We start from the raw sequence: 26,441 nt of genomic DNA on the forward strand, positions 1-26,441 counted from the left end.
CGTACGGAATGTCGCGGCAGAGAGGCGACAGCGCGCGAGGCGACGCGAAGCGCGACGGCGCCGCAGCGTCGACGCCGCGCATCGCCACGTCGAGATTCGTCACGAATGTCGACATTCGTGCCACGAATCGCCACATTCGTCACGAATGTCGCGGCAGAGAGACGACAGCGCGCGAGGCGACGCGAAGCGCGACGGCGCCGCAGCGCCGACGCCGCGCATCGCCACGTCGGGATTCGTCACGAATGTCGACATTCGTGCCACGAATCGCCACATTCGTCCCGAATGTCGCGGCAGAGAGGCGACAGCGCGCGGAAGAGCGCCGCGGTGTGGCGCCGGCGGTGCGCCGGCTACATTCGTCGCCAATATACTTCCCGAGCCCGACGACGGCTCGTGACGAGCGAGCGGTTCCTCGGCGATGATTCGTGACGAATCTCGAGATTCGTGGCACGAATGTCGAGATTCGTCACGAAAGCCGCGGGCAAGACGCCGCGCGGCGCGACGCGGCGCGACGCGGCGCAGCGCCGCGTCAGCCGGCGACGACGCGGCGGTCGCCGGCCTCGAACTCGGTGAGGTCGCCGGTCTCGCCCGCGCGTACCGCGCGGCGGCCGACCACGAGCATGTAGAAGAGGAACGCGGCCAGCGCCAGCACGCCGATGGCGATCTTGGCCCAGACCGGGAGGGCCGACGGGGTTACGAAGCCTTCGATGAGGCCGGAGACGAAGAGTGTGATCGCGCAGCCGACAGCGACCGTGAACAAGGCCCGGCCGTCCTCCGCCAGCGCCTGGCCCCTGGTGCGCGCTCCAGGGGCGATCCAGGCCCAGAAGATCCGCAGGCCCGCTGCCGCCGCGACGAAGACGCTCGTGAGCTCCAGGAGGCCGTGCGGGAGGATGTAGGCGAACATGACGTCGCCGCGACCGTACGCGAACATCACGCCCGCCGCGGTGCCGACCCCGACCGCGTTCTGCACGAGGACGTAGGGCACCCACAACCCCGTGATCCCGAACGCGATGCACTGGGCGGCGATCCAGGCGTTGTTTGTCCAGACCTGACCGGCGAACGACGCCGCCGGGTTGTTCGAGTAGTAGTCGACGAACTCGTGGTTCACATACTGCTTGAGCGCCGCGTCGTCCCCGAGGTTGCGCAAGACCTGCGGATTGCCGGTGATCCAGAGCGCGTAGAGCGTCGCGACGACGATCGTGAAGACCGCCACCGCCAGCACGATCCAGCGGATCCGGTAGAGCGCGGCGGGCAGCTGCAGCACGAAGAAGCGCGGGATCTGCGAGAACAGATTGGTGCCGGCCCCGGTGAAACGCAGCCGCGCAGTGGCCAGCGTCACCGACAGCTTGTCGCCGACCGCGGTGGAACCCGCACTGGTCTGGATCGCCGACAGATCGGCGGCCCCGGACTGGTAGAGGTCGATCAGTTCGTCGGCGTCGCGGCCGTCCAGGCGTCGCCGCGCGGCCAGCCGGGAGAGCCTGTCCCAGTCGGCACTGCGCGCTGCCGTGTATGCGTCGAGATCCATCTGCTTGAATGATAGCCATGACGGCATCAGCGCCCATGCTCCCGAGCGGGGGTCAGCCCCGAACGGGACCATCGAGCGCGGCCCAGCGCGGTGCGGCCCAGCCGGGCGCGGGCCAGCCCGGTGCGGCGCAGGCCCAGGCCGGTGCCGAGCGCGAACTCGTGACAGGCGAGGCCGTCACTCTCGACGTCAAGCCGGCCAGCTACATCCTCCGCGCGGCCGGCACGATGATCGACTGGCTGTTCTCGATGCTCGTGATGCTGGGATGCATCCTGCTCCTCGTCGCGACGGGAGGCGGCCTCGACGCCGCATTGGCTCGCGCACTGGTCGTGCTCATCCTCGTCTTCGGCATGGTCGTGCTGCCGACCGCGATGGAGCTGCTGACCCACGGCCGCTCGCTCGGCCGGCTCGCGGTCGGCGCGCGCATCGTGCGCGACGACGGCGGAGCGACCGGATTCCGACACGCGTTCATCCGTGCCCTGGTCGGCGTGCTCGAGATCTACATGACGTTCGGCGGCATCGCCGCGCTCACCGGCCTCCTCAACACCCGGTCCAAGCGCCTGGGTGATCTGCTGGCGGGTACGTACAGCCAGATGGAGCGCGTCCCCCACCCGCAGCCGCTCACCCTCTTCCTGCCCGCGCACCTCTACGGCTGGGCGCAGACCGCCGACGTCGGCCGGCTCCCGGACCGGCTGTCGCGCCGGATCGCCCAGTTCGTGCGCCAGGCGCCGCAGCTGACGGTCGCGGCGCGCATCGGGCTGAGCACCGAGCTCGCGCGGGAGGCCGCACCCTTCGTCTCGCCGCTGCCGCAGGTCGACGCCGAGTCGTTCCTGGTGGCCGTCGCCGTCCTCCGCCGTCAGCGCGACGCCGCAGGGCTCGCCCTGGAGGCCGAACGGCTCCAGCGCCTCGAGCCGGTGCTCGACGCCCTCCCGCACGGCTTCCCCGACCGCTGATCCACCCTCCCGGCCCTTCGGCCGGCCACCCTCCAGGAGCGCCGATGACCGAGTACCGTGCCCACTTCGATGCGGTGGTGTCGTTCGTCAACGGTGGCGGCCTGACCACAGAGGGCTTCCGACTGGACGTGCCGACAGCCGCGGTCGGGGAGGCCGAGGTCGCCGAGCTGTTCGTCCGGCACCTGGGTCTCGCGCTCGTCGGCTCTGTCGAGCTCCGCGGCCTCCGCATCGTCGAGGAACCGCATCGAGGCAGCCGCGGCATGGCTGCGCCGGCCGACGATCGCGGCGTGACGCGGATCGTCGACCTCAGCCACCCGATCCGTGCCGGACTGGTCACCTACCCTGGCCTCCCCGAACCGGTCATCACCCCTCACCTCACACGTGAGGCGTCGCGCGAGCGGTACGCTCCCGGCACCGAGTTCGCGATGGACGTCATCACGATGATCGGCAACACCGGCACCTACCTGGACAGCCCCTTCCACCGCTACGCCGACGGCGGCGACCTCGCGTCGCTCGACCTCGCCACGCTGGTGGGGCTGCGGGCGGAGGTGTTCCACCTGACGGACGCCGCAGAGCGCGGCATCCCCGCAGAGGTCTTCTACGACAGGGAGCTCTCCGGGTCCGCGGTGCTGCTCCACACCGGCTGGGACAGGCACTTCGGCACCCCGGAGTACGCCACGGGCGCCCCGTACCTGACCGAGGCGGGCGCCGAGCACCTGGCCCGCAGCGGCGTCGCGCTCGTCGGGATCGACTCGCTGAACATCGACGACACGGAGAACGAGGGCTCGCGGCCCGCGCACAGCATCCTGCTCGCTCGCGGCATCCACGTCGTCGAGCACCTGACCCGCCTCGGCGACCTCCCGGCGCGCGGCACGCGGTTCACGGCCGCGCCGCCGGCGGTGGAGGGGTTCGGGACGTTCCCGGTGCGCGCCTTCGCGGAGGTGTGAAGGGGCTCTTTTGGGTCCGAATAAAGGTCTCTTGCAGACCTCTATTCGGACTACAGTGAGACCATGCAAACCCTTCCGATCTCTCAGGTGAAGAGCCACCTCAACGAGCTCGTCGATGCCGCCGCGACCACTCACGAGCAGGTCACCATCACCAAGAACGGGGTCCCTGCGGCGATGATCGTGGGAATCGACGAGTGGGAGGCCCTGCAGGAAACGCTCTATTGGCTTTCTCAGCAGGGCACTCTGGAGGCGGTGAGCGAGGCCCGGAGCGAGCTCGCGACGGGCAGGGGGCTCAGCGAGTCGGAGGTTCGAGCCCGCTTCGGCACCCAGCGCACCGCGTGACGTACGAGGTCATCTTCTCGTCGCCGGCGGCACGTGATCTCGAGCGGATCCCTCCACGCATCGTCTCGGCGGTGATCGAATTCGCCTTCGGCGACCTCGCCCGCTCGCCGTACCGGGTGGGCAAGCCGCTCAGCAGAGAGCTGGAGGGGCTGTTCAGCGCACAACGGGGGCCCTACCGCGTCCTCTATGAAATCGACGACGACCGGGTCCGAGTGCTCGTGGTGCGCGTCGACCATCGGGCAGACGTCTACCGCCGTCGCTGACCTCAGTCGTGCAGGATGCGCTGGAAGAGCACGTGGTCCTGCCAGCGGCCCGCGATCTTGAGGTAGGCCGGAGCGACGCCGATCCGCTCGAAGCCGGCGCGCGTGAGCACCGACTGGGAGGCGTGGTTGGCGAGCAGCGTGGCCGCCTGCACCCTGTGCAGCCCGAAGTCGTCCCTGCAGGCCTCCAGCAGCGCCGTGAGCGCGACGGATGCCAGGCCGCGGCCGGTGTGGCCGCGGTCGAGCCAGTAGCCGACCATCGCGCTCTGGAACGCACCGCGCACGACGTTGCTCAGGTCCATCCCGCCGGCGATCTCGTCGCCGTCGACGATCACGAGCGGCACCGCGGCGTCGATCGCGTGGAGGGCGAGGAGCTCGCGCGTGCGAGCCAGCTGGCCCGCCTCGGTGAAGAACTCCTCCGACCTCGTCGGGTCCCAGGGCGCCAGGTGCCCGCGGTTGCGCGCGTACGCTGCCGCGAGCGCGGCGGCGTCCTCCTCGCGCCTCACCCGCAGGACGAGTCCTCCGGGCAGCTCCCGGTCCGCGAACTCGAGCGCCATCAGTAGCGGTAGTGGTCGACCTTGTACGGGCCGTCCACGGGGACGCCGATGTACGCGGCCTGCTCGTCGGTCAGGGTCGTCAGCTTCACTCCGAGCGCGGCGAGGTGGAGTCGCGCCACCTTCTCGTCGAGGTGCTTCGGGAGCACGTACACGCCCACCGGGTACTTCTCGGTCGAGACGTAGAGCTCGAGCTGGGCGAGCACCTGGTTGGTGAACGAGTTGCTCATCACGAAGCTCGGGTGGCCCGTGGCGTTGCCGAGGTTCATCAGGCGTCCCTCGGACAGCACGAGGACGCTGCGGCCGGTCGGGAGGCGCCACTCGTGCACCTGCGGCTTGATCTCGACCTTCTCGACGCCGGGGAGGGCCTCCAGCGAGGCCATGTCGATCTCGTTGTCGAAGTGGCCGACGTTGGCGACGATGGCGAGGTGCTTCATCGCGAGGATGTGGTCGAGGGTGACGACGTTGAGGTTGCCCGTGCCGGTGATGACGATGTCGACCTCGCCGACGACCGACTCGAGCGTGGTGACCTGGAAGCCGTCCATGGCCGCCTGGAGGGCGTTGATCGGGTCGACCTCGCTGACGATCACGCGAGCACCCTGACCGCGGAGGGCCTCCGCTGCGCCCTTGCCGACGTCGCCGTAGCCGCAGACGAACGCGACCTTGCCGCCCATGAGCACGTCGGTCGCGCGGTTGAGGCCGTCGGGGAGCGAGTGCCGGATGCCGTACTTGTTGTCGAACTTGCTCTTGGTGACCGAGTCGTTGACGTTGATCGCCGGGAACAGGAGGTCGCCGCCCTTGGCGAGCTCGTACAGGCGGTGGACACCGGTGGTGGTCTCTTCCGTGACGCCGAGGATGCCGTCGGCGACGCGCGTCCACCGGTCGGAGGAGGTGGCGAGGGAGGCGCGAAGGGCCGCCAGGATCACGCGGTACTCGTGGCTGTCGCCGGGAGCATCGCTCGGCACGCTGCCGGCGAGCTCGAACTCGCGGCCCTTGTGCACGAGCAGCGTCGCGTCGCCGCCGTCGTCGAGGATCAGGTTCGGGCCGGTCCAGTCGGCGTCGACGGCGCGCGCCTCGGTGGTCCAGTCGAAGATCTGCTGGGTGCACCACCAGTACTCCTCGAGCGTCTCACCCTTCCAGGCGAAGACGGGCACGCCGGCGGGCGCATCGACGGTGCCGTGCGGGCCGACGGCGATCGCCGCTGCGGCCTCGTCCTGCGTGGAGAAGATGTTGCAGCTCGCCCAGCGCACCTGTGCGCCGAGGGCGACGAGCGTCTCGATGAGCACGGCGGTCTGCACGGTCATGTGCAGGGAGCCGGCGATGCGCGCGCCCTTGAGCGGCTGCGTCGGGCCGAACTCCTCGCGGAGGGCGATCAGGCCCGGCATCTCGTTCTCGGCGAGCCGGATCTGGTGCCTCCCCGCCTCGGCGAGCGCGAGGTCCGCGACCCGGAACGGCAGGGAGGTGTCAATGGCAGACGAAGGCATGCGGCTATTCTGTCATGCGCGGTGGAGCTAAGGGGCGGCGACGAGCTTACGCCCGAATAAGCCCCAGCACTTCGTCGCGGACGCGCGCCATCGTGGCGATGTCGGCCGCCTCCACGTTGAGCCGCAGCAGCGGCTCCGTGTTCGACGGCCGCACCGAGAACCACCAGAACGGCTCGCTCTCGTCGGTCAGACCGGTGACGGTGAGGCCGTCGAGCTCGTCGAACTCGGCGCGGCCGGTGAAGGTCTCGACGATCCGCGCGTACGCCGCCGGCACGTCCTCCACCGACGAATTGATCTCGCCGGACTGCGAGTACGGACTGTAGACGGCGGCCAGCTCCGACAGCGGGCGGTCCTGCGAGCCGAACTCGGCCAACAGGTGCATCGCGGCCAGCATGCCGTTGTCGGCGCTCCAGAAGTCGCGGAAGTAGTAGTGCGCCGAGTGCTCCCCGCCGAAGACCGCACCGGTCTCGCGCATCGCGTCCTTGATGAGGGAGTGGCCGACGCGGGTGCGGTACGGCGTCGCTCCTGCGGCTTCGATGGTCTCCGGGACGATGTTCGACGTGATCAGGTTGTGGATGATCGTGATGTCGGCGTCCGGATCGGTCGCGCGCACCCGGGCGATCTCGCGGAGGGCGACGATCGCGGCCACCGCCGAGGGCGAGACCGCTGCACCCGTCTCGTCGACGACGAAGCAGCGGTCGGCGTCGCCGTCGAAGGCGAGCCCGAGGTCGGCGCCGTGCTCGACGACGGCGGCCTGGAGGTCGACCAGGTTGGCGGGCTCGAGCGGGTTCGCCTCGTGGTTCGGGAAGCTCCCGTCGAGCTCGAAGTACATCGGGACGATCTCGATCGGCAGCGCGGGCAGGCCGGCGGCCTGTCCGAGCACGGCGGGGACGGTGAGTCCGCCCATACCGTTGCCGGCGTCGACGACGACGCGGATCGGCCGGATGCCGTTGAGGTCGACGAGACGGCGAAGGTACGCGGCGTAGTCGGCGAGGACGTCGAGCTCGCGGCAGCCTCCCGGCCGGTCGACTTCGACGAGACCCTCGGCCAGGTATGCCGCGGCCCGGTCGCGGATGGCGGCGAGCCCGGTGTCGAGGCTGATGCCCTGGGCGCCGGCGCGCGACAGCTTGATGCCGTTGTAGGTGGCCGGGTTGTGGCTGGCGGTGAACATCGCCGCCGCTGCGTTGAGCGCTCCCGACGCGTAGTACGACTCGTCCGTCGAGCAGAGACCGATGGAGACGACGTCCGCCCCGCGGGCACGGGCGCCGCGCGCGAAGGCCGCAGCGAACTCCGGCGAGGAGTCGCGCATGTCGTGACCGACCACGACCTCGGACCCGGCTGCGCCGATCTCGTCGACGAATCCGGCGGCGACGGCGGTGACGATCTCGGGCGTCAGCCCGCTGCCGACCAGACCGCGGACGTCGTAGGTCTTGACCACGGCCGAAAGGGCCGCGCGGATGTCGTCGATCGGGTCAGAGTCATGCACGCGGGTCACCCTACTTGATCTCGCCGAAGACTTCGTGGCGCACGATCTGCCACCCCTGCGGCGCCGACAGGCGCTCGGCGTGGATGGCGCACAGGTCGTAGGAGTGGGGTTCGTGCGAGAGGCTGAGCGGGCCGAGCACCGCCATCGAGTCGGCGTACACGTAGGTCAGCGTCGACACGGCGTCGCGCGGGCAGGCGACACGGGAACACGGACGGCTCAACATCGCGCTCAGACTACCGGAGCACCACCGACGTAGGATTGCGACATGCCCCGCAACCGCCGCACCAGCAGCAACCCTCCGGCGACCAGCCGCTGGCGCAGCCGTCACGGCAGGGGGGCGCGCGGTCCGGTGACCGGCCCGCACCTGCCGATGCTGCAGAACCGCATCGACTTCTTCGACATGACGGTCGCCTCCACGGCCGACTACCTCAAGGGCGTGTGGCCGGAGGAGCTCGCGAACGTCCACTTCGAGGTCGCCGCGACGCCGATCGGCAACACCGGCACCGACGGCGTCGACCGCTGGTTCGTGGATCACGCCCGCCGGCGGATCGTGCTGTACCGCGTGCCCATCCAGCGCCTCACCAAGCTGCATCGCGACGACGACCTGCACCGCCGCATGTACATCGAAGGGTGCGTGTTCCGAGCGGTCGCCGAGCTGCTCGGCAAGGACCCGTGGGATCTCGCACCCGACCGCTTCCGGCACTTCTGACTCGAGGCCCCGCGTCGACCGGGACGTCAGGCGTCGAGCGCCATCGGGTCAGTGCGGATAGACCACGATCGGCGCCGCGAGCGGTCCGGCCGGTGCCACTGCGAAGGAGCTCGCGATGCCGTCCCCGTTCACGCTCACGCTCACTTCGAGGCCGTCGACGCCGGTCAGTGTGTACCGACCACTGGCCACGGCAAGGCTGGCGCCGCCCTCGGCCGGGACGGTCACCGTGCTCGACTCTCCGGCCGACCGCTGGACAGTCACCTTGGCGTCGCTCTCCCCCGCGTTGGCGAAGTGCAGCTGCGGGCCCGGTCCGGGCGGAACGGCGACCAGCTGCGTGTGGCCGAGGGGTGCGGTCGACGTGAACCACGCGAAATCACGGGACGTCGTACCGATGACGGAGGTGCGCACCGCGGCGACGACGGGCACGTCCGAACGGACGGTCACCGTGAAGCTGCCGTCCTTGAGATTGTCCAGCGGGATCTCGGCGACGTTTCCGGCCTTCACCGTCTGCGCGTACGAGTTGCCCGCGCTCGTCCCGGTCTCGCCGACGGCGCCGATGGTGATCTTGGCGTCCTGGTCGCCCGGCACCAGGATCCGGACGGCCGGGTAGTCCACCCCCACGCTCTCGGCCGACTGGCCGGCGGTGATCGCCGCAAGCGACGCGATCGTCACGCCGGGGATGGTCTGCACCCGCCCGGGGGCGCCCGTCGCGCCTGCGAGCTCGACGCCGCGGGGCTGGATGCCCTGCTCGAAGCTCTGCTGCATCGTTGCGACCACTTGGCCGCCCGTCGTCGTCACGTGCACGACGGGCGCCGTCGCCGAGGGAGCGAGACCGGCCAGCGGAACGACCTTCTGCGACCCGGCAGGCACGAGGATACCGGTGGCCCCCGGTGCGCTGACGCGCCCGGTCTCTGTGTAGATGTCGAGGTTGACCGTCGCATCGACGGAGGTCGGGTTCGCGAGCATCACCAGGCTGGTCTGACCGAGCGTGGTGGAACCCGCGACGAGCCAGCTGTCGGCCGACGGCTCCGCACAGGCGGCCGCGGCCAGGCCGGCGAGATCGTCGGTCGTCACGCCCTGCACCTGCGCCCCGGCGAAGAGCGGGGCGTGGCCCGCGCCCCGCGGGGTCGTCGCCGTCAACGCGAGCGGCGCCTGGTCGGACGAAGTGGTCTCGGCGTCCGGCTTGAGGCGGCGCGACTGCGTATCGGCCCCCGAAGCTCCGTAGACGGTGGTGAGATCGCCGATGGCGCTCGGGCGGGTGGCCTGACCGGCGTCGGCCGCGAGGGCGAGCACAGGGCCGGGGCACACACGCTGCTGGTCCGCCGGAACGGGACGCACGGTCTGGGAGGGTGAGTCGATCGCGAAACCGGAGAGCGGCAGCAGCGTCGCGCCGGCGATGACGGCGGCCGCGATGCCGATGCCGACGACTCCTCCGATCGCGCGGGCGCCGCCCTGGGCGAGTGCTCGACGGTCAGCCACGGTCGCTCCCCTCTGTCGACGGGCGCGGTCGGATGATGGTCTCATCGAGGCCGTCCTCCAGGGTCGTCGGCGCCCCGACGGTGACGGGCGCGGAGTCGAGGTCGGGTTCGGGCTCGGGCGTGCGCTCGGGCTCGGACTCGGGCTCAGGCTCGGACGGGTGCTCGGGTTCAGGCTCGGCCTCGGGTTCAGGCTCGGGTTCAGGCTCGGCTTCGGGTTCAGGCTCGGGCTCGGGCCGTGCTGGCTCGGACTCCTGCGCCGGCTCCGGCTCCGCCGGGGCGGAGCCGACCTCCTCGTCGTACGACTCGACGGCCGCCTCCTCGGCGGGCTCCGCCTCCCACTCGTCGAGGCTGGATTCCGCGATGGGCACGTCGCCGTCCGACGGCGGATCCGGCTCGTCGTCCGGCTGGATCGCCGGCGGCTCCCCGCCGTGACGGCGTTCGGGCCTGCGGGCGTTGAGCTCCGACACCCGATCGGCCGAGCGCGTGGTGGGGATGGCCAGCAGGAGCGTGAAGCCGACGATCACGCCCTGCACGAGCAGCACGATCAGTCTCCAGATGCCACCGGCGTCCGGCGGGATCTGGGCGGCGGGAGGCACGACGGCGGTGCCGCGATCGAAGGCCCAGAGCGAACCGGTCGTCGTCTGGCCGACGGAGACCAGGAGCGGGTCCGCGTCCATGGCGACGCTCGCGCGGGTCCTGGTCGCAGCGGCGGCCGTGGTGTCCGGCTCGGTGCCGGCCTGCTTCTCGTTCAGCGCGGTCGCCGCCGGAGTGAGCAGCACGAAGTCGATCCCGAGTCGCTTGAGCTCGCCCGACGCGTCGTAGCCGCTGCGCGACGACAGATTGCCTGCCAGGGTGGCGAGCTCACGTTGCTCCGACGTCAGGGAGCGCGACGTGGTGCTGAGCGTGCTCTGGCCGTCGAGGGTCTGGCCGGCGCCGCGGACGACTTCCGCTTCGATGCCACCGTCGGGCTGCGGCGTGATGCGCAGGGTGCCGGTGCGCGGCTGGGTGGCCGCCTTCGCCGTCACGACGGCGGGCATCGTCCGGCCGTCCGCTGCGCTGACGGCCGCCTGGCCGTTGTGCGTGGCGACCGCAGCAGGGACCGCGGCGATCGCCAGGGTGATCATGGCGACCCACGCCGGCGCCAGCGACCCGCGCTTCAATGCGGACAGCGCGAGCACCGCCGCCCCGACCAGCCCGATCCAGTAAAGGCTCAGGGCGCTGCCCGGCCAGATCGGTGCGACCGTCGAGCCGCTTACGGCGACCTCCACGTGCAGAGCGGCCACGGCGGTCAGGAAACCGGCGAGCGCGACGAGCAGCGCGACGACGGCCCGCACGGTCCCGCGGAGGAAGAGCGCGAGGATCGCCAGGATGCCGAGGGGCGCGAGCAGGATCGGCACGAGTACGTTGCCGGCGCCGGTCCCGAACGTCAAGGTCTGCGCGATGGCGTGCCAACCTCCCAGCGTGCCGTCGGGGAAGCCGAGCGCGAGCTGCCAGGCGGGCGTCTTCCGGGCGTCGAGCACGACGCCAGGGTCGGCGAGAACGGACAGCCAGGCGCCGCGGGCCGCCTGCTGCCAGACCAGCGGTGCGAACAGCACGACGGCGGGCAGCGGGATGAAGACGATCCGGGCGGCGCGGCGTCCAGCGAACGCGATGGCGGCGATCCATGCCACGACGAGCGCCGGGATGAGCACGGGGGCGCAGGCCACGGTCGCAGCCGCCAGCAGTGCCGTCGTCGCGCTGGCCGTCCAGGAGCGACGGGCGGCCAGCCCGGCGAAGAAGAGCCAGGGCAGCAGGACATGCGCGAGGACGGCGCCGGGGCGGCCACCTTGCAGGGCTATGAACAGCGTCGGGGCGATCGCATAGGCGATGCCCGCGAAGGCCCGGATGGTCGGGCGGACGGTGAGGCGCGCCGCCGCGAGCCACGCCCCGAGCGCCGCGAGCGGGAGCGCGAGCAGCCAGACCCCGATCAAGGAGGCGCTGGGCTGCCAGAAGGTCAGGGTGCCGAGCACCGCGAGGACGGCCGAGAACGGATCCGCCGCCCCCACGAACCCGAGGTTGACGTCGCGCCAGCCGTAGCCGAGGTTCGCCCAGAGCTGGCCGACCGAGGCGTCGAGCGGCAGCATCCCGCCGCCCGTGATGGCCGAAGACGACGCGAGCGGAAAGAACAGCGCGACCCCGATGACCAGTGCCGCCAGCACGGTCCAGCCGCCGCCGGTCCCCCAGAAGTCGAGATCTTGGCGCTCGCCCTGCTGGCGCACCAGCGCCGCCTCGCGCTTGAGCGCCCTGCTCCGGCGCACATCGCCGAACGGGATCCGCAGCGGCGCGATCGCGGCCCAGGACACGGTCTTGGCCTTCGCAAGGCGCCGGCGGGCGTTGCTGACCGCTAGCCCGGAGAACGCGACCCGGAACGCGGCACCCAACTCGCCGCCGACCGAGCCTGGCTCCTTGCGCAGCAACCGCAGGATCGAGCGGAGGATCGCGAGGGGCACCAGCGTCAACCAGTGCGGGACGACCGCCCAGCCCGGCGCGTACGCCATGCGGCGGTGGAGCTGCGCTCGACGTCGCTCCCCCGCGAGCTTTCGACGGACCGACCACTTGCGCGACAGGTTGGGGCCGGCGAGCCCATCGCCGCCAACCGCGACGCGAGCCTGCGCGACCAGGGTCACCCGGTAGCCGGCGAGGCGTGCTCGTGTGCAGAAGTCGAGACCGTCGTCGACGGTCGGGAGCGCCGGGTCGAACCCGTCGAGGGCCTCCCAGACGGGCTGGCGCACAAGCATTCCCGCCGACGACACAGCCAGCACGTCGCTCAGTCCGTCGTGCTGGGCCTGGTCGAGCTCGTTCTCGACCAGCGGCAGCGAGGCGCCGAACGGGGTCATCGCCTCGCCGAACTCGCGGATGAACGCGGCATCCTCGGCGTCGACCAGCTTGGGACCGACCACCGCGACGGAGGGCGAGACTTCGAGAGCGCCGAGCAGAGCTTGGAGGGCCTCCGGCTCGGGTGCGGTGTCCTGGGCGAGCAGCCAAAGCAACTCGTCGGGCGACGAGGTGGGCGGCAGGACGCGTACGGCGGTCGAGATCGCCGAGCCGAACGGGAGCTTCTCGCCGCTGCGGAGGAGGTGGGTGGGGCGGGCGTCCGCGAGCAGGCGCGCGGCGTCGTCCGTGCTCGCGCAGTCGACGGCGATCACGGCGTCCGGCTGGCGGGTTTGCGCCGCGATGGCGTCGAGAGTGCGCTGCAGGCGGGGGCCGCCGCTGTGGGCGACGACGATGGCGGTGACTCTCGGATACATCGGGAGTCAGCCTAAGTTGGGGCTGCGCCGATCCCGGTAGTGCCTCGGGCGCGGCGCGTATTCGACCCGGTCAGCCGGCGCGCTTGCGGAGCTTGCGGCGCTCGCGCTCCGAGAGACCGCCCCAGATGCCGAACCGCTCGTCGTTCGAGAGAGCGTATTCGAGGCACTGGGATCGGACCTCGCACGAGGTGCAGATCCGCTTCGCGTCACGCGTCGAGCCGCCCTTCTCGGGGAAGAACGCCTCGGGATCCGTCTGCGCGCACAGAGCGTCGGACTGCCACGCGAGCGGGTTGTCGTCGTCGACGCCCGCCCGGACACCCGGAACCCCGAGTCGCACCGGATCGATGAACCAGTCGTCGGGTACCCCAGAACGATATTCAGGAACTGCCATATCGGTCTCCCCACCCTTGAACTGTCAGCGACACATTTGACGTGTCGCAATAATTACACCGTTGTCATTCGCTCCAGTCAAGTCGCGAATCGTAAAGCCTTAACGCCTGGTCGAGACTTCACGACGCGCCGACGAACGACAACGATCGCGACACGCCCGACCTGTCTACCCCCGTTGGTCGGGATTCAGGACGCCGCCTGGCGTGCTTCCCAGGCGCTGCCTACCATCTCGTCGAGAGTGTGGCGCATCTTCCAGTCGAGGTCGCGGGCTGCGAGCTCTCCCGACGCAACGATCCTCGCCGGGTCGCCCGCACGTCGAGGCCCCACTTCTGGGGTGAAGGCGATGCCGGTCACGGACGCCACCGTCGACATGATCTCGCCGACGCTCACACCATCGCCGCTGCCGAGGTTGTACACGGGCTCCACCGACTCGCCCGCATCGAGGCGCTTGGCCGCAGCCACGTGCGAGACGGCCAGATCGGCGACGTGGATGTAGTCGCGCACGCACGTGCCGTCCGGCGTCGGGTAGTCGTTTCCGTTGATCCGCGGGACGCGGCCGTCGACCAGGGCGTCGAAGACGAGCGGGAACAGATTGTGCGGGCTGGTGTCACGCAGCGCGGGGTCGCCAGAGCCGACCACGTTGAAGTAGCGGAGGGAGGTATGGCGGAGGCCGGCGGCGACGCCCTGGTCGCGCAGCAGCCACTCGCCGATCAGCTTGGACTCGCCGTAGGGCGACTCGGGGTTCTTGGGCGTCGCCTCCGTGACCGTCTCGACGTCCGGCGTTCCGTAGACCGCTGCGGACGACGAGAAGACGATCGCGTCGACCCCCGCCTCCTGCATCGCCGCGAGCAGCACGGCGGTCGCCGTCACGTTCTGCTCGTAGGTGTGCAGCGGGCGCTGGACGGAGACGCCGGCGTACTTGAACCCGGCAACGTGCACGACCCCGCTGACCGTGTGCTCGCGGAACACCCGCTCCAGCAGGTCGCCGTCGAGGATGGTGCCGCGGTAGAAGGGCACCTCGGACGGGACGAACTCCTCGTGGCCGCTGGACAGGTCGTCCACGACGACCACGTCGATCCCCTCGGCGCGGAACGCCCGCACAACGTGGGAGCCGATGTATCCGGCACCTCCGGTCACCAACCACGCCACGGCGTCCTCCAGCCTCGAGCGAAAAGGGGTCGTGAGAACCCTATCGTCCGCGAGGAGGACGACTCGGCGGGGTGGCGCCTCCTAGGGTCGGGGCATGAGCACCCTTGCTGCGGCGCGGACCTGGATCGTGATCTTCATCGCGGGCCTCGTGCTCAGCGGTATCACAGCCTTCCCGCTGGCGTGGGAGGTGTCGCTCGCCTCTCAGACCCTGCACGCCACGGTGACGCCCGACCTGGCGCCCGGCCTGGTGGAATGGGTCGACCGCGTGCATCTCGCGCTGGACGACACCGCCCGTTACCCGTTCCTGTCGTACGGCACCGACTGGCTCGCCTTCGCCCACCTGGTCATCGCCGTTGCGTTCGTCGGGCCGCTGATCGATCCGGTCAGGAACATCTGGGTCCTGCGGTTCGGGATGATCGCCTGCGCCGGCATCGTGCCGCTCGCGCTCATCGCCGGCGCCGTGCGCGGCATCCCGCTCGGCTGGCAGCTGATCGACATCTCGTTCGGCGTGCTCGGGATCATCCCCCTGCTGTTCGCCCACCGGTTCGCCCTGCGGCTGGAGCGGGAAGCGTCCGCGCGGGCCGCGGGCGTCCTCCCGCCGGGCTGAGCGGTCGACGGACCGCCGGGAGTCAGACGAACGCGGCCTCGCCGGTGATCGCCCGGCCGACGATCAGCGTGTTCATCTCGCGGGTGCCCTCGTACGAGTAGAGGGCCTCCGCGTCGGCGAAGAACCGGGCGACGTCGTAGTCGATCACGATGCCGTTGCCGCCCATCAGCTCGCGGCAGCGGGCGACGGTCTCGCGCATCCGCGCGGTCGCGAACGCCTTCGCGAGGGCCGAGTGCTCGTCGCGCTGCTCGTCGTCGTCGAGCATCTGCGAGACGCGCGTGCACAGGGCGATGGAGGCGGTGATGTCGCCGATCGACTTCACCAGGAGGTCCTGGATCAGCTGGTGCTTGGCGATCGGCTTGCCGAACTGCACGCGCTCCTTCGCGTAGCGCAGGGCGGCCTCGTAGGCGCCGACCGCGACACCGACGGCGGCCCAGGCGACCTCGGCGCGAGTCAGCCGCAGCACGGCGGCGGTGTCGCGGAAGCTGTTCGCGTTCTGCAGGCGCAGCGCCTCGGGCACCCGGACGTTCTCCAGGGTGATGTCGGCGTTCTGGACGATGCGCAGCGACTGCTTGCCTTCGATCTTCGTCGCGGTGTATCCGGGTGTGCCGGTCGGGACGATGAAGCCCTTGACCTGGCCGTCCTCCGCGCTCTTCGCCCAGATCACGGTGATGTCGCTGAAGGTCGCGTTGCCGATCCAGCGCTTCGAGCCGTTGAGGATCCAGTCGTCGCCGTCGCGGGTCGCGATGGTGCGCAGGCCTTGTGCCGAGTCGGAACCGGAGTCGGGCTCGGTGAGACCGAAGGCGCCCAGCACTTCCCCACTCGCCAGCTTGGGCAGCCACTCCGCCCGCTGCTCCGCGGACCCGCAGACGCCGATCGCGCCGAGCGCGAGGCCGTTCTGCACGCCGACGTAGGTGCTGACCGAGGCGTCGACACGGGCGAGCTCGAGCGCCACCCAGCCACGGAAGACCGCCGAGTTCTCGAACGGCGCCGTCTCGGCGAAGCCCAGCCCGATCGCACCGGCTCCGTGCAGCACGTCGATGATCTGGTGCGGGAACTCGGCCCGCTCCCAGTACTCGTTGACGATCGGCTTGATCTCGCCCTCCAAGCGAGCACGCAGGTTCGCGAGGAAGTCCTTCTCGCGCTCGGTGAGGAGGTTCTCGAAGCCGTAGAAGTCGCTGGCGAGGGTCTCGAAGGCCATGTGTGCTCCATTGCGTCCGGTCGGGCAGAGGCGTCGTCAGCCTAGGGAACGGCCAGGAGCGCGGCAACGCGATTGGTAGTTTGGTCTAACCGGACCGGAAGGAAGGCCACGGATGTTTGTGCGCATCGGCAACACCCCGCGCGATTACGCGTGGGGATCCACCACGGCGATCGCCGGCCTCCTCGGCACGACGCCCAGCGGTGCGCCGGAGGCGGAACTGTGGCTGGGCGCGCATCCCGGCTCCCCCGCACGGATCCTCGACTCCACTCAGACCGACGGAGCGACGGACCTGGCCCACTGGGCGGAGACCTCGGGCTCGCTGCCGTACCTGCTCAAGGTGCTCGCCGCGGCGAGCCCGCTGTCGCTGCAGGCGCATCCCTCGTCCGCCCAGGCGCGCGCGGGGTTCGAGCGCGAGAACGCGGAGGGCCTCGCGGCCGACTCGCCGGAGCGCAACTACAAGGACCCGTTCCACAAGCCGGAGATGATCTTCGCCCTGTCGGACCCGTTCGACGCCCTGTGCGGCTTCCGCGAGCCGACCCACAGCCGCGCGGCGCTGGAGGCCCTCGCCGGCGACGACCCGGCGGTCGCCGCGTTCGCCGCGACGCTCGACGGACCCGCGGCCGAGGTGCTCCGCCGAGCGACCGAGTGGCTTCTCGGTGGCGCACCGGAGGTCGCCGACGTGGTCGACGCGGTCGTCGCCGCCGCCCGAGACGCCGAGGGCGTCGACGCCGACACCGTCCGGATGCTGGCCGCCGCCTTCCCCGGCGACCCGGGCATCGTGCTCGCGCTGCTCCTCAATCGGGTCGCCCTCCGGCCCGGCGACGCCCTCTACCTGCCCGCCGGCAACATCCATGCCTACCTGCGCGGCCTCGGCATCGAGTTAATGGCGGCCTCCGACAACGTCCTGCGCGGTGGACTCACGCCCAAGCGGATCGACGTCCCCGAGCTCGTGCGCATCCTCGACTTCGCTCCGTTCGCCGTGACGCCGATGGTGCGCGAACGCCCGGCGCCCGGTGTCGAGGAGTTCGTCCCCGACATCCCCGACTTCCGGCTCACCCGGATCGAGGTGGGCGGGGACGTGCCGTCGGCCTCCGTCGAGCTGCCGGGAACCGCGATCGTCCTCTGCACGGCAGGGGACCTCGAGCTCGAGGGCGCGACGGAGGCGCTGCGCCTGACGCGCGGCGAGGCCGCCGTGGTGACGGAGGACGAGCTCAGGCTGTCGGTCGTCGGCGGTGCGGGGACGCTCTTCCTCGCGACGCAGAACCGGTGAGCTATTCTGCGGGAGTGAACAGCCCGAGACCCGTGCCGTCCGGCGGTGCGTCGCTGCGCGACCGCATCCGCACCGCGCGGGGGGCCTCAGGGACCGGCGCGTCCGTGTTCGCCGTACTGCTGCTGTTCACGCTCTTCGCCGGCGACTTCTGGCGCAACCTGATCAGCTGGCCGGGCTATTTCGTGCTCGCCGCCGTGTTGGCCGTCGGCAGCATCGTCTTCCTGGTCAGGACGCGGCCGGCGTTCCGCTGGCGCAAGACGCCGAAGACCCTGGTGCTCTTCCTCGCCCTGGCGATCGTCTCGCTGGCCTGGTCGGCCTACCCCGGCGCGACCGCGCTCGGGATCCTCGCCCAACTGGCCACGACGGCCGCCGCGGTGTTCCTCGCGCTGTGCCTGAGCTGGCGGGCAGTGCTGACCGCCCTCGCCAACGCGTTCCGCTGGATCCTCGGGCTGTCGCTGCTGTTCGAACTGATCGTCGCGGTCTTCGTGCGGCACCCGATCCTGCCGCTCACGCCCGCCCAGCCCGCGCCGACCGGGCACATCCCATCGGCGTTCTACTGGAGCCGCGACCTGCTGTTCCACGGCGGCCAGATCCAGGGCATCGTGGGCAACAGCAACCTGCTCGCCATGATCGCGCTGCTCTCGCTGGTGGTGTTCGGCGTCCAGCTCGCCGATCACACCATCCGCCGGGGCACCGCGATCACCTGGCTGGTCGTCTCGGTCGTGACGTTCGCGCTCACACGCTCGTCCACGGTCTTCGTGGCGACGGTGTTCACCGCGGTCGTGCTCGGCTTCGCGCTGTGGACCAGGCACGTCGGCCCCGAACGCCGCAGACCGGTCTACCTGACGGCCGCCGCCCTGGTGGTCGTCGCGGTCGTCTCCGTCGTGCTGTTCGCCTCGAAGATCCCCGTGCTGCTCGGCAAGAGCGAAGACCTCACCGGCCGGCTCACGATCTGGAACTCGGTCATCCACCTCGCGCAGGAGCGGCCGGCGTTCGGCTGGGGCTGGGTGAGCTATTGGGCGCCGTGGGTGTCGCCGTTCAAGAACCTCGCCGAACGCGGCGGCGTGGTCTACCTGCAGGCGCACAACGCCTGGCTCGACGTCTGGCTGCAGCTCGGGATCGTCGGCCTGGTGATCTTCGCGCTGCTCATCGTCAGCACCCTGTGGAGGTCGTGGTTCCAGGCCGTCGACCGCCCCCGGTTCGCCGCGGGCGACGACCTGCCGTACACCGCTCTGACGCTCCTGCCGCTGCTCCTCCTCGCCGCACTCCTCGCGCAGAGCCTCGCCGAGAGCCGCATTCTGATCGAGGCGGGCTGGACGCTCCTCGTGCTCGTCGCCGTGAAGACCAAGCAGTCCGCGCCGTAGGATTCTCTTCATGGCCGTACCGCGTCGAACTCTGGTGCCACCCGCGGTGACCGAGTTCCTCGGATCGGCGAGGTTCACCTCCACGCTCGCCCTGCTCGCGGTCGTGACGGGGTTCTCGACGCACGCGATCCGCGCCGTGATCGGCTGGCCCGGACTGATCGGCGCGCTCTGCACGATCGCCGTGTTGGCCGCGCTGTCGTTCATCGCGCAGCGCAAGCTGATCGAGTGGCACGGCCTGCTGCCGATCTCCGCACTGCTGTTCGTCGGCTGGTGCGCGCTCTCGCTGATCTGGAGCGACTACCAGTGGGCCACCCTGGCCGGAGTCGTCTACCAGCTGCTGTTCGCCTTTCTCGCCGTCTACATCGCGCTGGTGCGCGATGCCATCCAGATCGTCCGCGTGGTCGGCGACGCCCTCCGCGCGCTGTTGACCGTGTCGCTCGCCCTCGAGATCCTCAGCGGGCTGCTGCTCGACGTCCCGATCCGTTTCCTCGGGATCGCGGGCAACATCGCTGCGGGAGGCCCGATCCAGGGACTGTTCGGCTCTCGCAACGCACTCAGCATCGTCGCCCTCATCGCGTTCGTCACCTTCCTGGTCGAGCTGCGCACGCGTTCGGTGCGACCGCAGCTCGCGGCGTACTCGATCACGCTCGCGGTGCTCTGCATCCTGCTGGCGCACTCCCCCGTGATCGCAGCCGTGTCGGTCGTCGTAGGGTTCGCCACCCTCGCGCTGTACCTGCTGCGCAAGGTTCCCGCACACCGCCGCACCCTGGTGCAGTGGGGGCTCGCGGTCCTGACGATCGCCGCCCTCGTCACCGCGTACATCTACCGCACGCGCGTGATAGACCTGCTGAACGCCCGCGCTGACTTCCAGGTGCGCTACAAGCTGTGGATCCAGATCTGGGAGCTCATCCCGATCAACCAGATCACGGGCTGGGGCTGGGTCGGCGCCTGGCCGACCGACCTCTACCCGTTCAACGCCATCCAGGATGCGACGAGCACTTACCACCCGAACGGCCTCAACGCCTACCTCGACGTGTACCTCCAGGTCGGCTTCATCGGCTTGCTGCTCTTCGTCGCGCTGATCGCCCTGGCCTTCAGCCGGTCCTGGCTGCTCGCGTCCAACCGGCGCAGCGTGGTCTACGCGTGGGCGCCGCTGGTGATGGTCTCGCTGCTGGTCACCAGCGTGTTCGAGAGCTCGATCCTCATCGAGTCGGGCTGGATGCTGCTGGTGATCTGCACCGTCAAGGCGTCCCAGGGCATGAGCTGGCGGCTGCGGCTGCCGCACCGGGAGAACACTTGAGCTCCGGTCGGCTGCGCGGCTAACGGAGCGAGGAGTCGTCGAGCGTGACGCGGAAGCCGTGGTCGGTCGCGGTCTCGGTTTACGACATCCCGGCCATGAGGGCGACGCACTCGATATCGGCGAATCGCGCGCCGTCACCGGGCTTCAGCACGGCGGCGCTCTCCGCCTCGCTGGAGAACGCCTGGCCGCTGTTGCACAGCACTCCGGCCGCCTCACCGCGTTGGCCGCGAACCTGCACGGGCAGCCCCCGATGCCGGCTGGGTTGGACACCGGCGGATACGTGAAACGGTTCGTCCCGTACGCGATGCGGCACCCGTCGTCGCGCTCGTCGGGATGGTCATCGTCTCGAGATCCTGCCACGCCGTTGTCGGACGCATAGCCGCTCGCTACCGCCTTGAGGCGAGAGCCCGCTCAGTCGGCGCGCATCAGGTCGCGCAGCACGTCCAGAGCACCCTGGCTGGCGAACCGTTCGTATCGCCGACCTCGTGCCAGTCGGCGTATCGGGCCGATCCGACGCAGCCTGTTCGTGGGAAGCCGCGAGCGGTTCGCCTCGAACTCCGCCTTCTCGGCGATTCTCGCGCGATCGGTGTCCGACAGCTCGGGGAATCCGGGTGCCCGCTCGGCCAGCTGGGCGAACTGACGGGCCAGCCGCGCCTGGCGCGTCGCCCCAGGCTCGAACACGCGCGCGATCTTGTAGCGGAGGGTCGGGCGAATGACGCCGATCTGGTTGGCGCCGTGCTGACGGTAGTCGATGGTGGGCGCCGCGAGGCCGTGCAGGGAGCCAAGGATCGCGGCACAGACCGCCAGCCACTCGTCGTGCACCCAGCCGTCGGGGAAGGGTCGTGCCCGCGCGGCCAGGCTCGCCCGCAGCACGGTGGTCGCCCCGGTCACGACGTTGCGGCGCAGCAGCAGACCGAGGGCATCGCCGGAGTTCTCCTCGGCGAGGACCTCTGCGGTGATGGCGAGCGCCTCGAAGAGCGTCCCGCCCAACGGCTCACCGTCGGCGCCGACCAACGCGGCGTCGCTGTGCACCAGCAGCATCCGCTCGTCCTCGAACGGCGCGACGACCGCTGCGAGCCGTCCGGAATGCCAGACGTCGTCCTGATCGCTCAGCGCGACCAGGTCTCCCGTGCAGGCCGCGATCGCCTGCTCGAAGTTCGCGGTGACGCCCAGCGGTTCGGCGTTGCGCAGGATCCGCAGCCGCACGCCGGCTCCGTGCGCGCGCACGGTCTCCTCCACGATCGCGAGCGTCCTGTCGCTGGATCCGTCATCGGAGACGACGAGCTCGGCCACACGCGGCTCCTGGGCAAGGATGCTCTTCACCTGCGCGGCGATGAACCGCTCCCCGTTGCGCGTGCAGAGCGCGACCGATACGGAGAGGGCTGGGCTCGGGGGCATCCGCCCATCCTAGCCGCGCGCAAACCGGAGCCCTCCGCTTTCGGTAGACTCGACTCCCATGACCGATCCCCTCGCGCGCACCCTCATCGTGATGCCCGCGCTCAACGAAGAGGGTTCCGTCGCGGAGGTCGTCCGGGAGGTCAAGGAGAAGCTCCCCAGCGTCACCTGCCTCGTCGTCGATGACGGTTCGACGGACAGCACCGCCGCCCGCGCAGCGGCGGCGGGCGCGATCGTCGCCTCGCTGCCGTACAACCTCGGTGTCGGCGGAGCCATGCGCCTCGGTTTCGTCTACGCCCTGGAGAACGGCTTCGACAACGTCGTCCAGGTCGACTCCGACGGCCAGCACGACCCGGGCAATGTGCCCGAGCTGGTGGCGGCACTCGCCACGAACGATATCGTCCTCGGCGCCCGCTTCGCCGGGCAGGGCGACTACGAAGTCCGCGGCCCGCGCCGCTGGGCGATGGTCTTCCTTGCCTCCGTCCTGTCCCGGGTCGCCAAGTCCAAGCTGACCGATACCACCTCGGGCTTCCGGGCGAGTGGTCCCAAGGCCGTACGTATCTTCGCCGACCACTACCCCGCCGAGTACTTGGGCGACACGATCGAGTCCCTCGTCATCGCCGCGCGCTCCGGCTGCCGGATCGCCCAGCTTCCCGTCGCTATGCGCCCACGCGCCGCCGGCATCCCGTCGCACAACCCCGTCAAGTCCGCGGTCTACCTCGGACGTGCGGGGATGGCGCTCGTGTTCGCCCTCCTCCGGCCGCCGGTCGTCGTGACCGAGAAGGAAATCGCCGTCTGATGAGTCTCGCAAGCTACTTCCTCGGGATCGCAGCAGCACTGATCACGCTCATCGTCGTGATCGAGATGATGCGCCGACGCCGCCTGCGCGAACGCCACGCGATCTGGTGGCTGATCGCGGGCATCCTCGCCCTGATCGTCGGCGTCTTCCCGTCGACACTGGCCTGGGCCGCGTCGGTGGTCGGTGTCGCCGTGCCGACCAATCTCGTCTTCTTCGTCAGCGTCGCGATCCTCTTCTTGGTCTGCATCCAGAACAGCTCCGAGCTCACCCGTCTCGAGGCGCAGACCCGGCTGCTCGCCGAGCGCAGCGCGCTCCAGGAGCTGAGGATCGCACAACTCGAGGCGCGCGACGACAAGCTGGACAGGTGAGCGACCAGTCACAGCCGCGCTCGTCCGGCTTCGTGCTGGTCCTGGTCGCGACCGGTCTGGTCGGGGTCGCCGGTTATGTGATCACCTGGCTTGTGCCCCGGGTGATCGGCGTCGGCGCCTACGCCGGCTTCGCGGTCTTCTGGGCGGCGCTGTTCCTCGTCATCGCGGCGCTCTCCGGCATCCAGCAGGAGACGACGCGATCCAGCAGGACCGATCCGCCCATGGGACCGGTGCCTGCGCGGGCCTCGGTGTTCGCGGTCGGGGCGGGACTGCTCGTGCTGATCGTCATCCCGCTGTCGGCCCCGCTCTGGGTCGGCGCAGTCTTCAGCGGCGACTGGGCGCTCGTCTGGCCGCTCGCCCTCGGCAGCGCCTCCTACGTACCGCTAGCCGTGATCACGGGCACGCTCTACAGCCGCCGGGCGTGGAAGGCGATCTTCCTCGTCGTCGTCACCGAGGGTCTGCTGCGCCTGGTCTTGATCGGTGCGGTACTGCTGGTCACCTCCGCCATCGTCCCCCTGGCCTGGGCTGCGGCCGTGCCCACGCCTATTGCGGCGGCCGTCGGACTCGTGGCTGTCCGTCGGGGGGCGGCCTCCACCTTCCTTGACGCGGGGTACCGCAGATTGAGCTGGAACGCCACACGCACAATCGTCGCTGCGGCGTCGATGGGCCTGCTCGTCAGCGGCTTCCCGACTCTGCTCACCGCCACATCGCCCGAGGCGTCCTCCCAACAGCTCGGACTGGTCATCCTGGCGGCGACCCTGGTCCGCGCACCGCTGATCGTCGTGGCGATGGCGGCGCAGAGCTTTCTGATCGTGCTCTTCCGCGGCGCTGGCGACCGGCTGTTCCGGCTGTTCGTGATGCTCGAGGTCGCCGTCATCGCCGCCGGCGCGGTCCTGGGTACCGTCGCCTGGCTCATCGGTCCTCCCGTGTTCGAGTTCCTCTTCCCCGGCACGACCGCCCCCTCGGGTTGGCTGCTCGGCGCGTTCGTCGGCACAGCCGGGATCCTCGCCGGAATGTGTGTTTCCGCGCCGGCCGTGCTCGTGCTGGGACGGCACTCGATCTTCACCGCGGGCTGGCTCGTCGCCGCTCTCGGCACCACGGGCGCTCTACTCCTGCCGCTCCCGATCGACCAGCGCGCGGCACTCGCGCTGCTGATCGGCCCGATGGCGGGACTCCTCGTGCACACGGTCTACCTCGTCGGCGCCCGCCCTTCGGCGACCACCGAAATCGCCGTGCGATAGGATCGCAGGTGCCTTTCGTCGGCGAGGCCCGTCCGTGCCCTCGCCCGTACCAGCTGAAAGAGACTGATGAAGCAGAGACAGATCAAAGACTCCGTCGTGACGATCACGGGTGGCACCGGGTCGTTCGGCTCCACCATGGCGAAGTACCTGCTCACGCGGGACGTCGGAGAAGTGCGGATCTTCAGTCGCGACGAATCCAAGCAGGACGCCATGCGTCACGCTATCCGCGATCCCCGCATCCGCTTCTACATCGGTGACGTGCGGGATCCCCTGAGTGTCGCGCGCACCGTGCGCGGCAGCGACCACGTCTTCCACGCCGCAGCCCTCAAGCAGGTTCCGTCCGCCGAGTTCTTCCCGCTCGAGGCAGTGGCCACGAACATCAACGGCAGCGCGAACGTCATCCGCGCCGCCGTCGACCACTCCGTCAGTTCGGTCGTGTGCCTGAGCACCGACAAGGCCGTCTACCCGATCAACGCGATGGGCATGACCAAGGCCGTGATGGAGAAGACGGCGCTCGCCATGGCGCGCGAATCGCAGGACTCGGACACGGTCATCTCCGTCACGCGTTACGGCAACGTCATGTATTCTCGCGGCTCGGTCATCCCGCTCTTCGTGAACCAGCTCACGTCCGGCGCCAACGTGACGGTCACCGACCCGAACATGACCCGGTTCCTGATGTCGCTCGCCCAGTCGGTCGACCTCGTCGAGTATGCGTTCACGCAGGCCACCACGGGCGACCTCTTCGTGCGCAAGGCGCCGGCAAGCACGGTCGCGACCCTTCTCGAGGCCGTCGCAAATGTGATCGGGGTGCCGCAGCCCCACGTCGACACCATCGGCGTCCGCCACGGCGAGAAGCTGTTCGAGTCGCTCCTCGGCTCCGAGGAGATGGCGAACGCGGAGGACCGCGGCGACTATTTCCGAGTGCCGCTCGACACGCGCACGCTCGACTACCGCCCGTACTTCGAAGAGGGGGCGGACCACGGCGCCACAGTCGAGTCGTACACCTCGCACAACACCGAGCGACTGGACGTCGAGGGAGTTGAGAAGCTGCTCCTCACCCTCCCGGAGATCCAGGCCATCGTCGCCGCGCACTGACGCGCCCGGCGCTTCACGCGTCCCGGATCACCTGTGTGGTCCGGGACGCGTGCGTTCAGCGCTCCGGTGTCGCCGGCGCCAACACAAGCGACTCGAGCGTCTTCTCGAAGGCGTCGACCGCCAGCTGTTTGGAGAACGTGCGGTCCACATAGTCCCGCTGCCGGCGCACGATGTCGGCACGCACGCGCGCGGGCTCGTAGGCGAGGCGGGTTGCGACGCTCGCGATGTCGTGCTGGTGCTCGACGAGCGTCACCCCGGAGTCGTCTCCGAGAACGCCACGCAGCCCGCTGAGGTCGGTCGACACGGTCGCCACGCCGGCGGCCATGTACTGCAACACCTTGTGAGGAAGAGCCACGTTGGTCACGAGCTCCGGGCGGAACGGATTGACCGCCACATCCGCTGAAGCCAGATAGCCCGGCAGGGAGGCGTAGGGGACGACGCCGGTGAAGATGACGCGGTCCTGGAGAGAACGCTCGTGCACCGTCGCGCGAAGCTGCGCGTCGAGCTCCCCGCCGCCCACCAGGACCAGCTTGAGCTCTGGATGCTCGGCGAACCGGGGCGCAAGGTCGTCGATCAGCACGTCGAGCCCGGAGAACTCGAAGAAGGTGCCCATGTAGAGGAGCACTTTGTCGTCTGCGGTCAGCCCGAGGGATGCACGCACGTCGTGCGCTCCGGAATCCTCAAAGTGCGACAGGTCGATCGGGGGCAGGTCCGTGCTGGTGGGGCCGGTGCGGTTCGAGATCCGGACGCAGTAGTCGGTCATCGCGGGATTGTTCCCAGAGACCAGGCCGGCGTTCCCCGCTACATAGCGCTCCGCCTTGTGGATGAGCGGAGCGAGCGGATTCTCCCTGATCTGGTGGGAGACGTCCAGGGCGCGGTAGACGATGGGCACATGCGCTCGCTTGGCGATGCTCACCGCTTGCCATCCCGTCGTCGGGACCGCATAGAGCACGATGATGTCATAGCCCCCACTACGTATCTCGCGTCGCAGTGCGGGCGTCGCCAGCAGCGGCGCGAGGTAACGCTCGAATGATCCGCCACCGAAAGTCGGCGGCGTGATCAGACGGATGCGGGCCTCGGGGTGCACACGTCCGCTGATCGTCTGCCGTGTCGTCCGCCAGGAGACCCCGGGCTCATCAGGAGCTTCCGGGTAGTGGAAGAACGAGACGTCGTGCCCTTTGAGCGCGAGGAGCTCCGGGAACTCGTGCATCTCGAAGATCACCTTGTTGAGGTAGTTCACCTC

At 70.0% G+C, this 26,441-nt stretch carries 26 protein-coding genes; 13 read left to right on the plus strand and 13 right to left on the minus strand.

The features are described from left to right. Positions 1–526: 526 nt before the first annotated feature. The gene (locus tag JNB50_RS01420) at positions 527–1,522 is read right to left on the minus strand and encodes a stage II sporulation protein M (RefSeq protein ID WP_208038347.1); all 996 of its coding nucleotides are present in this window, start codon (positions 1,520–1,522) and stop codon (positions 527–529) included. A 17-nt stretch (positions 1,523–1,539) separates the two neighbouring features. Between JNB50_RS01420 and JNB50_RS01425 the strand changes: the two genes are divergently transcribed. The 4 genes from JNB50_RS01425 (at position 1,540) to JNB50_RS01440 (ending at position 4,024) form a co-directional block, all read left to right on the plus strand. Continuing rightward, complete coding sequence (locus JNB50_RS01425; protein ID WP_243767903.1) at positions 1,540–2,472, plus strand: RDD family protein; 933 nt, start codon at positions 1,540–1,542, stop codon at positions 2,470–2,472. Between the two features lie 44 nt (positions 2,473–2,516). Next, complete coding sequence (locus tag JNB50_RS01430) at positions 2,517–3,419, plus strand: cyclase family protein (protein ID WP_208038348.1); 903 nt, start codon at positions 2,517–2,519, stop codon at positions 3,417–3,419. 63 nt (positions 3,420–3,482) lie between these two features. Then, on the plus strand, positions 3,483–3,761 hold the full coding sequence (locus JNB50_RS01435) for a type II toxin-antitoxin system Phd/YefM family antitoxin (protein ID WP_208038349.1): 279 nt from the start codon (positions 3,483–3,485) through the stop codon (positions 3,759–3,761). Next, a complete protein-coding gene (locus JNB50_RS01440) occupies positions 3,758–4,024 on the plus strand; it encodes a type II toxin-antitoxin system RelE/ParE family toxin (RefSeq protein ID WP_208038350.1) in 267 nt (88 codons plus the stop codon). Before JNB50_RS01435 ends, JNB50_RS01440 begins: the two co-directional genes overlap by 4 nt. A gap of 2 nt (positions 4,025–4,026) precedes the next feature. On the opposite strand, the gene JNB50_RS01445 is transcribed toward JNB50_RS01440, so the two are convergent. Genes JNB50_RS01445 through JNB50_RS01460 form a run of 4 tightly spaced genes read right to left on the minus strand, consistent with a single transcriptional unit; the run spans position 4,027 to position 7,768 of the window. Next, positions 4,027–4,578 carry a GNAT family N-acetyltransferase gene (locus JNB50_RS01445; RefSeq protein WP_208038351.1) on the minus strand — a complete coding sequence of 184 codons (552 nt, stop codon included), beginning with the start codon at positions 4,576–4,578 and terminating at the stop codon, positions 4,027–4,029. Beyond that, the gene (gene ahcY, locus JNB50_RS01450) at positions 4,578–6,059 is read right to left on the minus strand and encodes an adenosylhomocysteinase (RefSeq protein ID WP_208038352.1); all 1,482 of its coding nucleotides are present in this window, start codon (positions 6,057–6,059) and stop codon (positions 4,578–4,580) included. Before ahcY ends, JNB50_RS01445 begins: the two co-directional genes overlap by 1 nt. A gap of 46 nt (positions 6,060–6,105) precedes the next feature. Continuing rightward, on the minus strand, positions 6,106–7,545 hold the full coding sequence (locus tag JNB50_RS01455; protein ID WP_307794562.1) for a phosphomannomutase/phosphoglucomutase: 1,440 nt from the start codon (positions 7,543–7,545) through the stop codon (positions 6,106–6,108). Positions 7,546–7,555: 10 nt separating this feature from the next. Next, positions 7,556–7,768: a DUF3499 family protein gene (locus tag JNB50_RS01460; RefSeq protein ID WP_055918289.1), complete on the minus strand. Its 213-nt coding sequence runs from the start codon at positions 7,766–7,768 to the stop codon at positions 7,556–7,558. Between the two features lie 42 nt (positions 7,769–7,810). Between JNB50_RS01460 and JNB50_RS01465 the strand changes: the two genes are divergently transcribed. Further along, entirely contained in the window at positions 7,811–8,254 is a 444-nt protein-coding gene (locus tag JNB50_RS01465) for a metallopeptidase family protein (RefSeq protein WP_208038353.1), read from the plus strand. A gap of 48 nt (positions 8,255–8,302) precedes the next feature. Here JNB50_RS01465 and JNB50_RS01470 read toward each other — a convergent pair whose 3' ends face one another. The 4 genes from JNB50_RS01470 to galE form a co-directional block, all read right to left on the minus strand. Next, on the minus strand, positions 8,303–9,733 hold the full coding sequence (locus JNB50_RS01470; protein WP_208038354.1) for a DUF5719 family protein: 1,431 nt from the start codon (positions 9,731–9,733) through the stop codon (positions 8,303–8,305). Further along, on the minus strand, positions 9,726–13,019 hold the full coding sequence (locus tag JNB50_RS01475) for a glycosyltransferase family 2 protein (protein WP_208038355.1): 3,294 nt from the start codon (positions 13,017–13,019) through the stop codon (positions 9,726–9,728). The genes JNB50_RS01470 and JNB50_RS01475 overlap by 8 nt, the downstream gene beginning before the upstream one ends. 70 nt (positions 13,020–13,089) lie before the next feature. Beyond that, the gene (locus JNB50_RS01480) at positions 13,090–13,410 is read right to left on the minus strand and encodes a WhiB family transcriptional regulator (RefSeq protein ID WP_208038356.1); all 321 of its coding nucleotides are present in this window, start codon (positions 13,408–13,410) and stop codon (positions 13,090–13,092) included. A 185-nt stretch (positions 13,411–13,595) separates the two neighbouring features. Next, positions 13,596–14,558, minus strand: a complete 963-nt coding sequence (galE, locus tag JNB50_RS01485; RefSeq protein WP_208038357.1) for a UDP-glucose 4-epimerase GalE — start codon at positions 14,556–14,558, stop codon at positions 13,596–13,598. 94 nt (positions 14,559–14,652) lie between these two features. Here galE and JNB50_RS01490 point away from each other — a divergent pair, with 94 nt between their 5' ends. Beyond that, positions 14,653–15,165: a hypothetical protein gene (locus tag JNB50_RS01490; RefSeq protein WP_208038358.1), complete on the plus strand. Its 513-nt coding sequence runs from the start codon at positions 14,653–14,655 to the stop codon at positions 15,163–15,165. Positions 15,166–15,187: 22 nt separating this feature from the next. Here JNB50_RS01490 and JNB50_RS01495 read toward each other — a convergent pair whose 3' ends face one another. Then, positions 15,188–16,366: an acyl-CoA dehydrogenase family protein gene (locus tag JNB50_RS01495; protein ID WP_208038359.1), complete on the minus strand. Its 1,179-nt coding sequence runs from the start codon at positions 16,364–16,366 to the stop codon at positions 15,188–15,190. 112 nt (positions 16,367–16,478) lie between these two features. Here JNB50_RS01495 and manA point away from each other — a divergent pair, with 112 nt between their 5' ends. From manA to JNB50_RS01510, 3 genes are read left to right on the plus strand one after another with little or no spacing between them, the layout of a single operon-like run. Then, complete coding sequence (gene manA / locus JNB50_RS01500) at positions 16,479–17,636, plus strand: mannose-6-phosphate isomerase, class I (protein WP_208038360.1); 1,158 nt, start codon at positions 16,479–16,481, stop codon at positions 17,634–17,636. A 14-nt stretch (positions 17,637–17,650) separates the two neighbouring features. Then, positions 17,651–19,000 (plus strand): O-antigen ligase family protein, encoded by a 1,350-nt coding sequence (locus JNB50_RS01505; RefSeq protein ID WP_307794563.1) that lies wholly within the window; start codon positions 17,651–17,653, stop codon positions 18,998–19,000. A gap of 10 nt (positions 19,001–19,010) precedes the next feature. Continuing rightward, positions 19,011–20,300 carry an O-antigen ligase gene (locus JNB50_RS01510; protein ID WP_208038361.1) on the plus strand — a complete coding sequence of 430 codons (1,290 nt, stop codon included), beginning with the start codon at positions 19,011–19,013 and terminating at the stop codon, positions 20,298–20,300. Positions 20,301–20,379: 79 nt separating this feature from the next. Here JNB50_RS01510 and JNB50_RS25390 read toward each other — a convergent pair whose 3' ends face one another. Both JNB50_RS25390 and JNB50_RS01515 read right to left on the minus strand, forming a co-directional pair. Beyond that, positions 20,380–20,502: a hypothetical protein gene (locus JNB50_RS25390; protein ID WP_279553356.1), complete on the minus strand. Its 123-nt coding sequence runs from the start codon at positions 20,500–20,502 to the stop codon at positions 20,380–20,382. A gap of 209 nt (positions 20,503–20,711) precedes the next feature. Next, on the minus strand, positions 20,712–21,698 hold the full coding sequence (locus JNB50_RS01515; RefSeq protein ID WP_208038362.1) for a glycosyltransferase family 2 protein: 987 nt from the start codon (positions 21,696–21,698) through the stop codon (positions 20,712–20,714). A gap of 58 nt (positions 21,699–21,756) precedes the next feature. Between JNB50_RS01515 and JNB50_RS01520 the strand changes: the two genes are divergently transcribed. The 4 genes from JNB50_RS01520 (at position 21,757) to JNB50_RS01535 (ending at position 25,198) form a co-directional block, all read left to right on the plus strand. Further along, positions 21,757–22,494: a glycosyltransferase family 2 protein gene (locus tag JNB50_RS01520; RefSeq protein ID WP_208038363.1), complete on the plus strand. Its 738-nt coding sequence runs from the start codon at positions 21,757–21,759 to the stop codon at positions 22,492–22,494. Continuing rightward, positions 22,494–22,862 (plus strand): DUF2304 domain-containing protein, encoded by a 369-nt coding sequence (locus JNB50_RS01525; RefSeq protein WP_208038364.1) that lies wholly within the window; start codon positions 22,494–22,496, stop codon positions 22,860–22,862. Before JNB50_RS01520 ends, JNB50_RS01525 begins: the two co-directional genes overlap by 1 nt. Beyond that, positions 22,859–24,103: a hypothetical protein gene (locus JNB50_RS01530; protein WP_208038365.1), complete on the plus strand. Its 1,245-nt coding sequence runs from the start codon at positions 22,859–22,861 to the stop codon at positions 24,101–24,103. Before JNB50_RS01525 ends, JNB50_RS01530 begins: the two co-directional genes overlap by 4 nt. Positions 24,104–24,169: 66 nt before the next feature. Continuing rightward, positions 24,170–25,198: a polysaccharide biosynthesis protein gene (locus JNB50_RS01535; protein WP_208038366.1), complete on the plus strand. Its 1,029-nt coding sequence runs from the start codon at positions 24,170–24,172 to the stop codon at positions 25,196–25,198. 55 nt (positions 25,199–25,253) lie between these two features. On the opposite strand, the gene JNB50_RS01540 is transcribed toward JNB50_RS01535, so the two are convergent. Beyond that, positions 25,254–26,438 (minus strand): glycosyltransferase family 4 protein, encoded by a 1,185-nt coding sequence (locus JNB50_RS01540; RefSeq protein ID WP_307794564.1) that lies wholly within the window; start codon positions 26,436–26,438, stop codon positions 25,254–25,256. Positions 26,439–26,441 lie beyond the last annotated feature (3 nt).

Source organism: Leifsonia sp. TF02-11, assembly GCF_017565305.1.
Classification (GTDB): domain Bacteria; phylum Actinomycetota; class Actinomycetes; order Actinomycetales; family Microbacteriaceae; genus Leifsonia.

Excerpts from the sequence above, each read along its gene's own strand:
- JNB50_RS01535 (WP_208038366.1), top strand. The coding sequence starts at position 24,170 with ATGAAGCAGAGACAGATCAAAGACTCCGTCGTGACGATCACGGGTGGC.
- JNB50_RS01510 (WP_208038361.1), top strand. The coding sequence starts at position 19,011 with ATGGCCGTACCGCGTCGAACTCTGGTGCCACCCGCGGTGACCGAGTTC.
- JNB50_RS01435 (WP_208038349.1), top strand. The coding sequence starts at position 3,483 with ATGCAAACCCTTCCGATCTCTCAGGTGAAGAGCCACCTCAACGAGCTC.
- JNB50_RS01495 (WP_208038359.1), bottom strand. The coding sequence starts at position 16,366 with ATGGCCTTCGAGACCCTCGCCAGCGACTTCTACGGCTTCGAGAACCTC.
- JNB50_RS01465 (WP_208038353.1), top strand. The coding sequence starts at position 7,811 with ATGCCCCGCAACCGCCGCACCAGCAGCAACCCTCCGGCGACCAGCCGC.
- JNB50_RS01525 (WP_208038364.1), top strand. The coding sequence starts at position 22,494 with ATGAGTCTCGCAAGCTACTTCCTCGGGATCGCAGCAGCACTGATCACG.
- JNB50_RS01475 (WP_208038355.1), bottom strand. The coding sequence starts at position 13,019 with ATGTATCCGAGAGTCACCGCCATCGTCGTCGCCCACAGCGGCGGCCCC.
- JNB50_RS01460 (WP_055918289.1), bottom strand. The coding sequence starts at position 7,768 with ATGTTGAGCCGTCCGTGTTCCCGTGTCGCCTGCCCGCGCGACGCCGTG.
- JNB50_RS01520 (WP_208038363.1), top strand. The coding sequence starts at position 21,757 with ATGACCGATCCCCTCGCGCGCACCCTCATCGTGATGCCCGCGCTCAAC.
- JNB50_RS01445 (WP_208038351.1), bottom strand. The coding sequence starts at position 4,578 with ATGGCGCTCGAGTTCGCGGACCGGGAGCTGCCCGGAGGACTCGTCCTG.
- ahcY (WP_208038352.1), bottom strand. The coding sequence starts at position 6,059 with ATGCCTTCGTCTGCCATTGACACCTCCCTGCCGTTCCGGGTCGCGGAC.
- JNB50_RS01515 (WP_208038362.1), bottom strand. The coding sequence starts at position 21,698 with ATGCCCCCGAGCCCAGCCCTCTCCGTATCGGTCGCGCTCTGCACGCGC.
- JNB50_RS01420 (WP_208038347.1), bottom strand. The coding sequence starts at position 1,522 with ATGGATCTCGACGCATACACGGCAGCGCGCAGTGCCGACTGGGACAGG.
- manA (WP_208038360.1), top strand. The coding sequence starts at position 16,479 with ATGTTTGTGCGCATCGGCAACACCCCGCGCGATTACGCGTGGGGATCC.
- JNB50_RS01490 (WP_208038358.1), top strand. The coding sequence starts at position 14,653 with ATGAGCACCCTTGCTGCGGCGCGGACCTGGATCGTGATCTTCATCGCG.
- JNB50_RS01480 (WP_208038356.1), bottom strand. The coding sequence starts at position 13,410 with ATGGCAGTTCCTGAATATCGTTCTGGGGTACCCGACGACTGGTTCATC.
- JNB50_RS01430 (WP_208038348.1), top strand. The coding sequence starts at position 2,517 with ATGACCGAGTACCGTGCCCACTTCGATGCGGTGGTGTCGTTCGTCAAC.
- JNB50_RS01425 (WP_243767903.1), top strand. The coding sequence starts at position 1,540 with ATGACGGCATCAGCGCCCATGCTCCCGAGCGGGGGTCAGCCCCGAACG.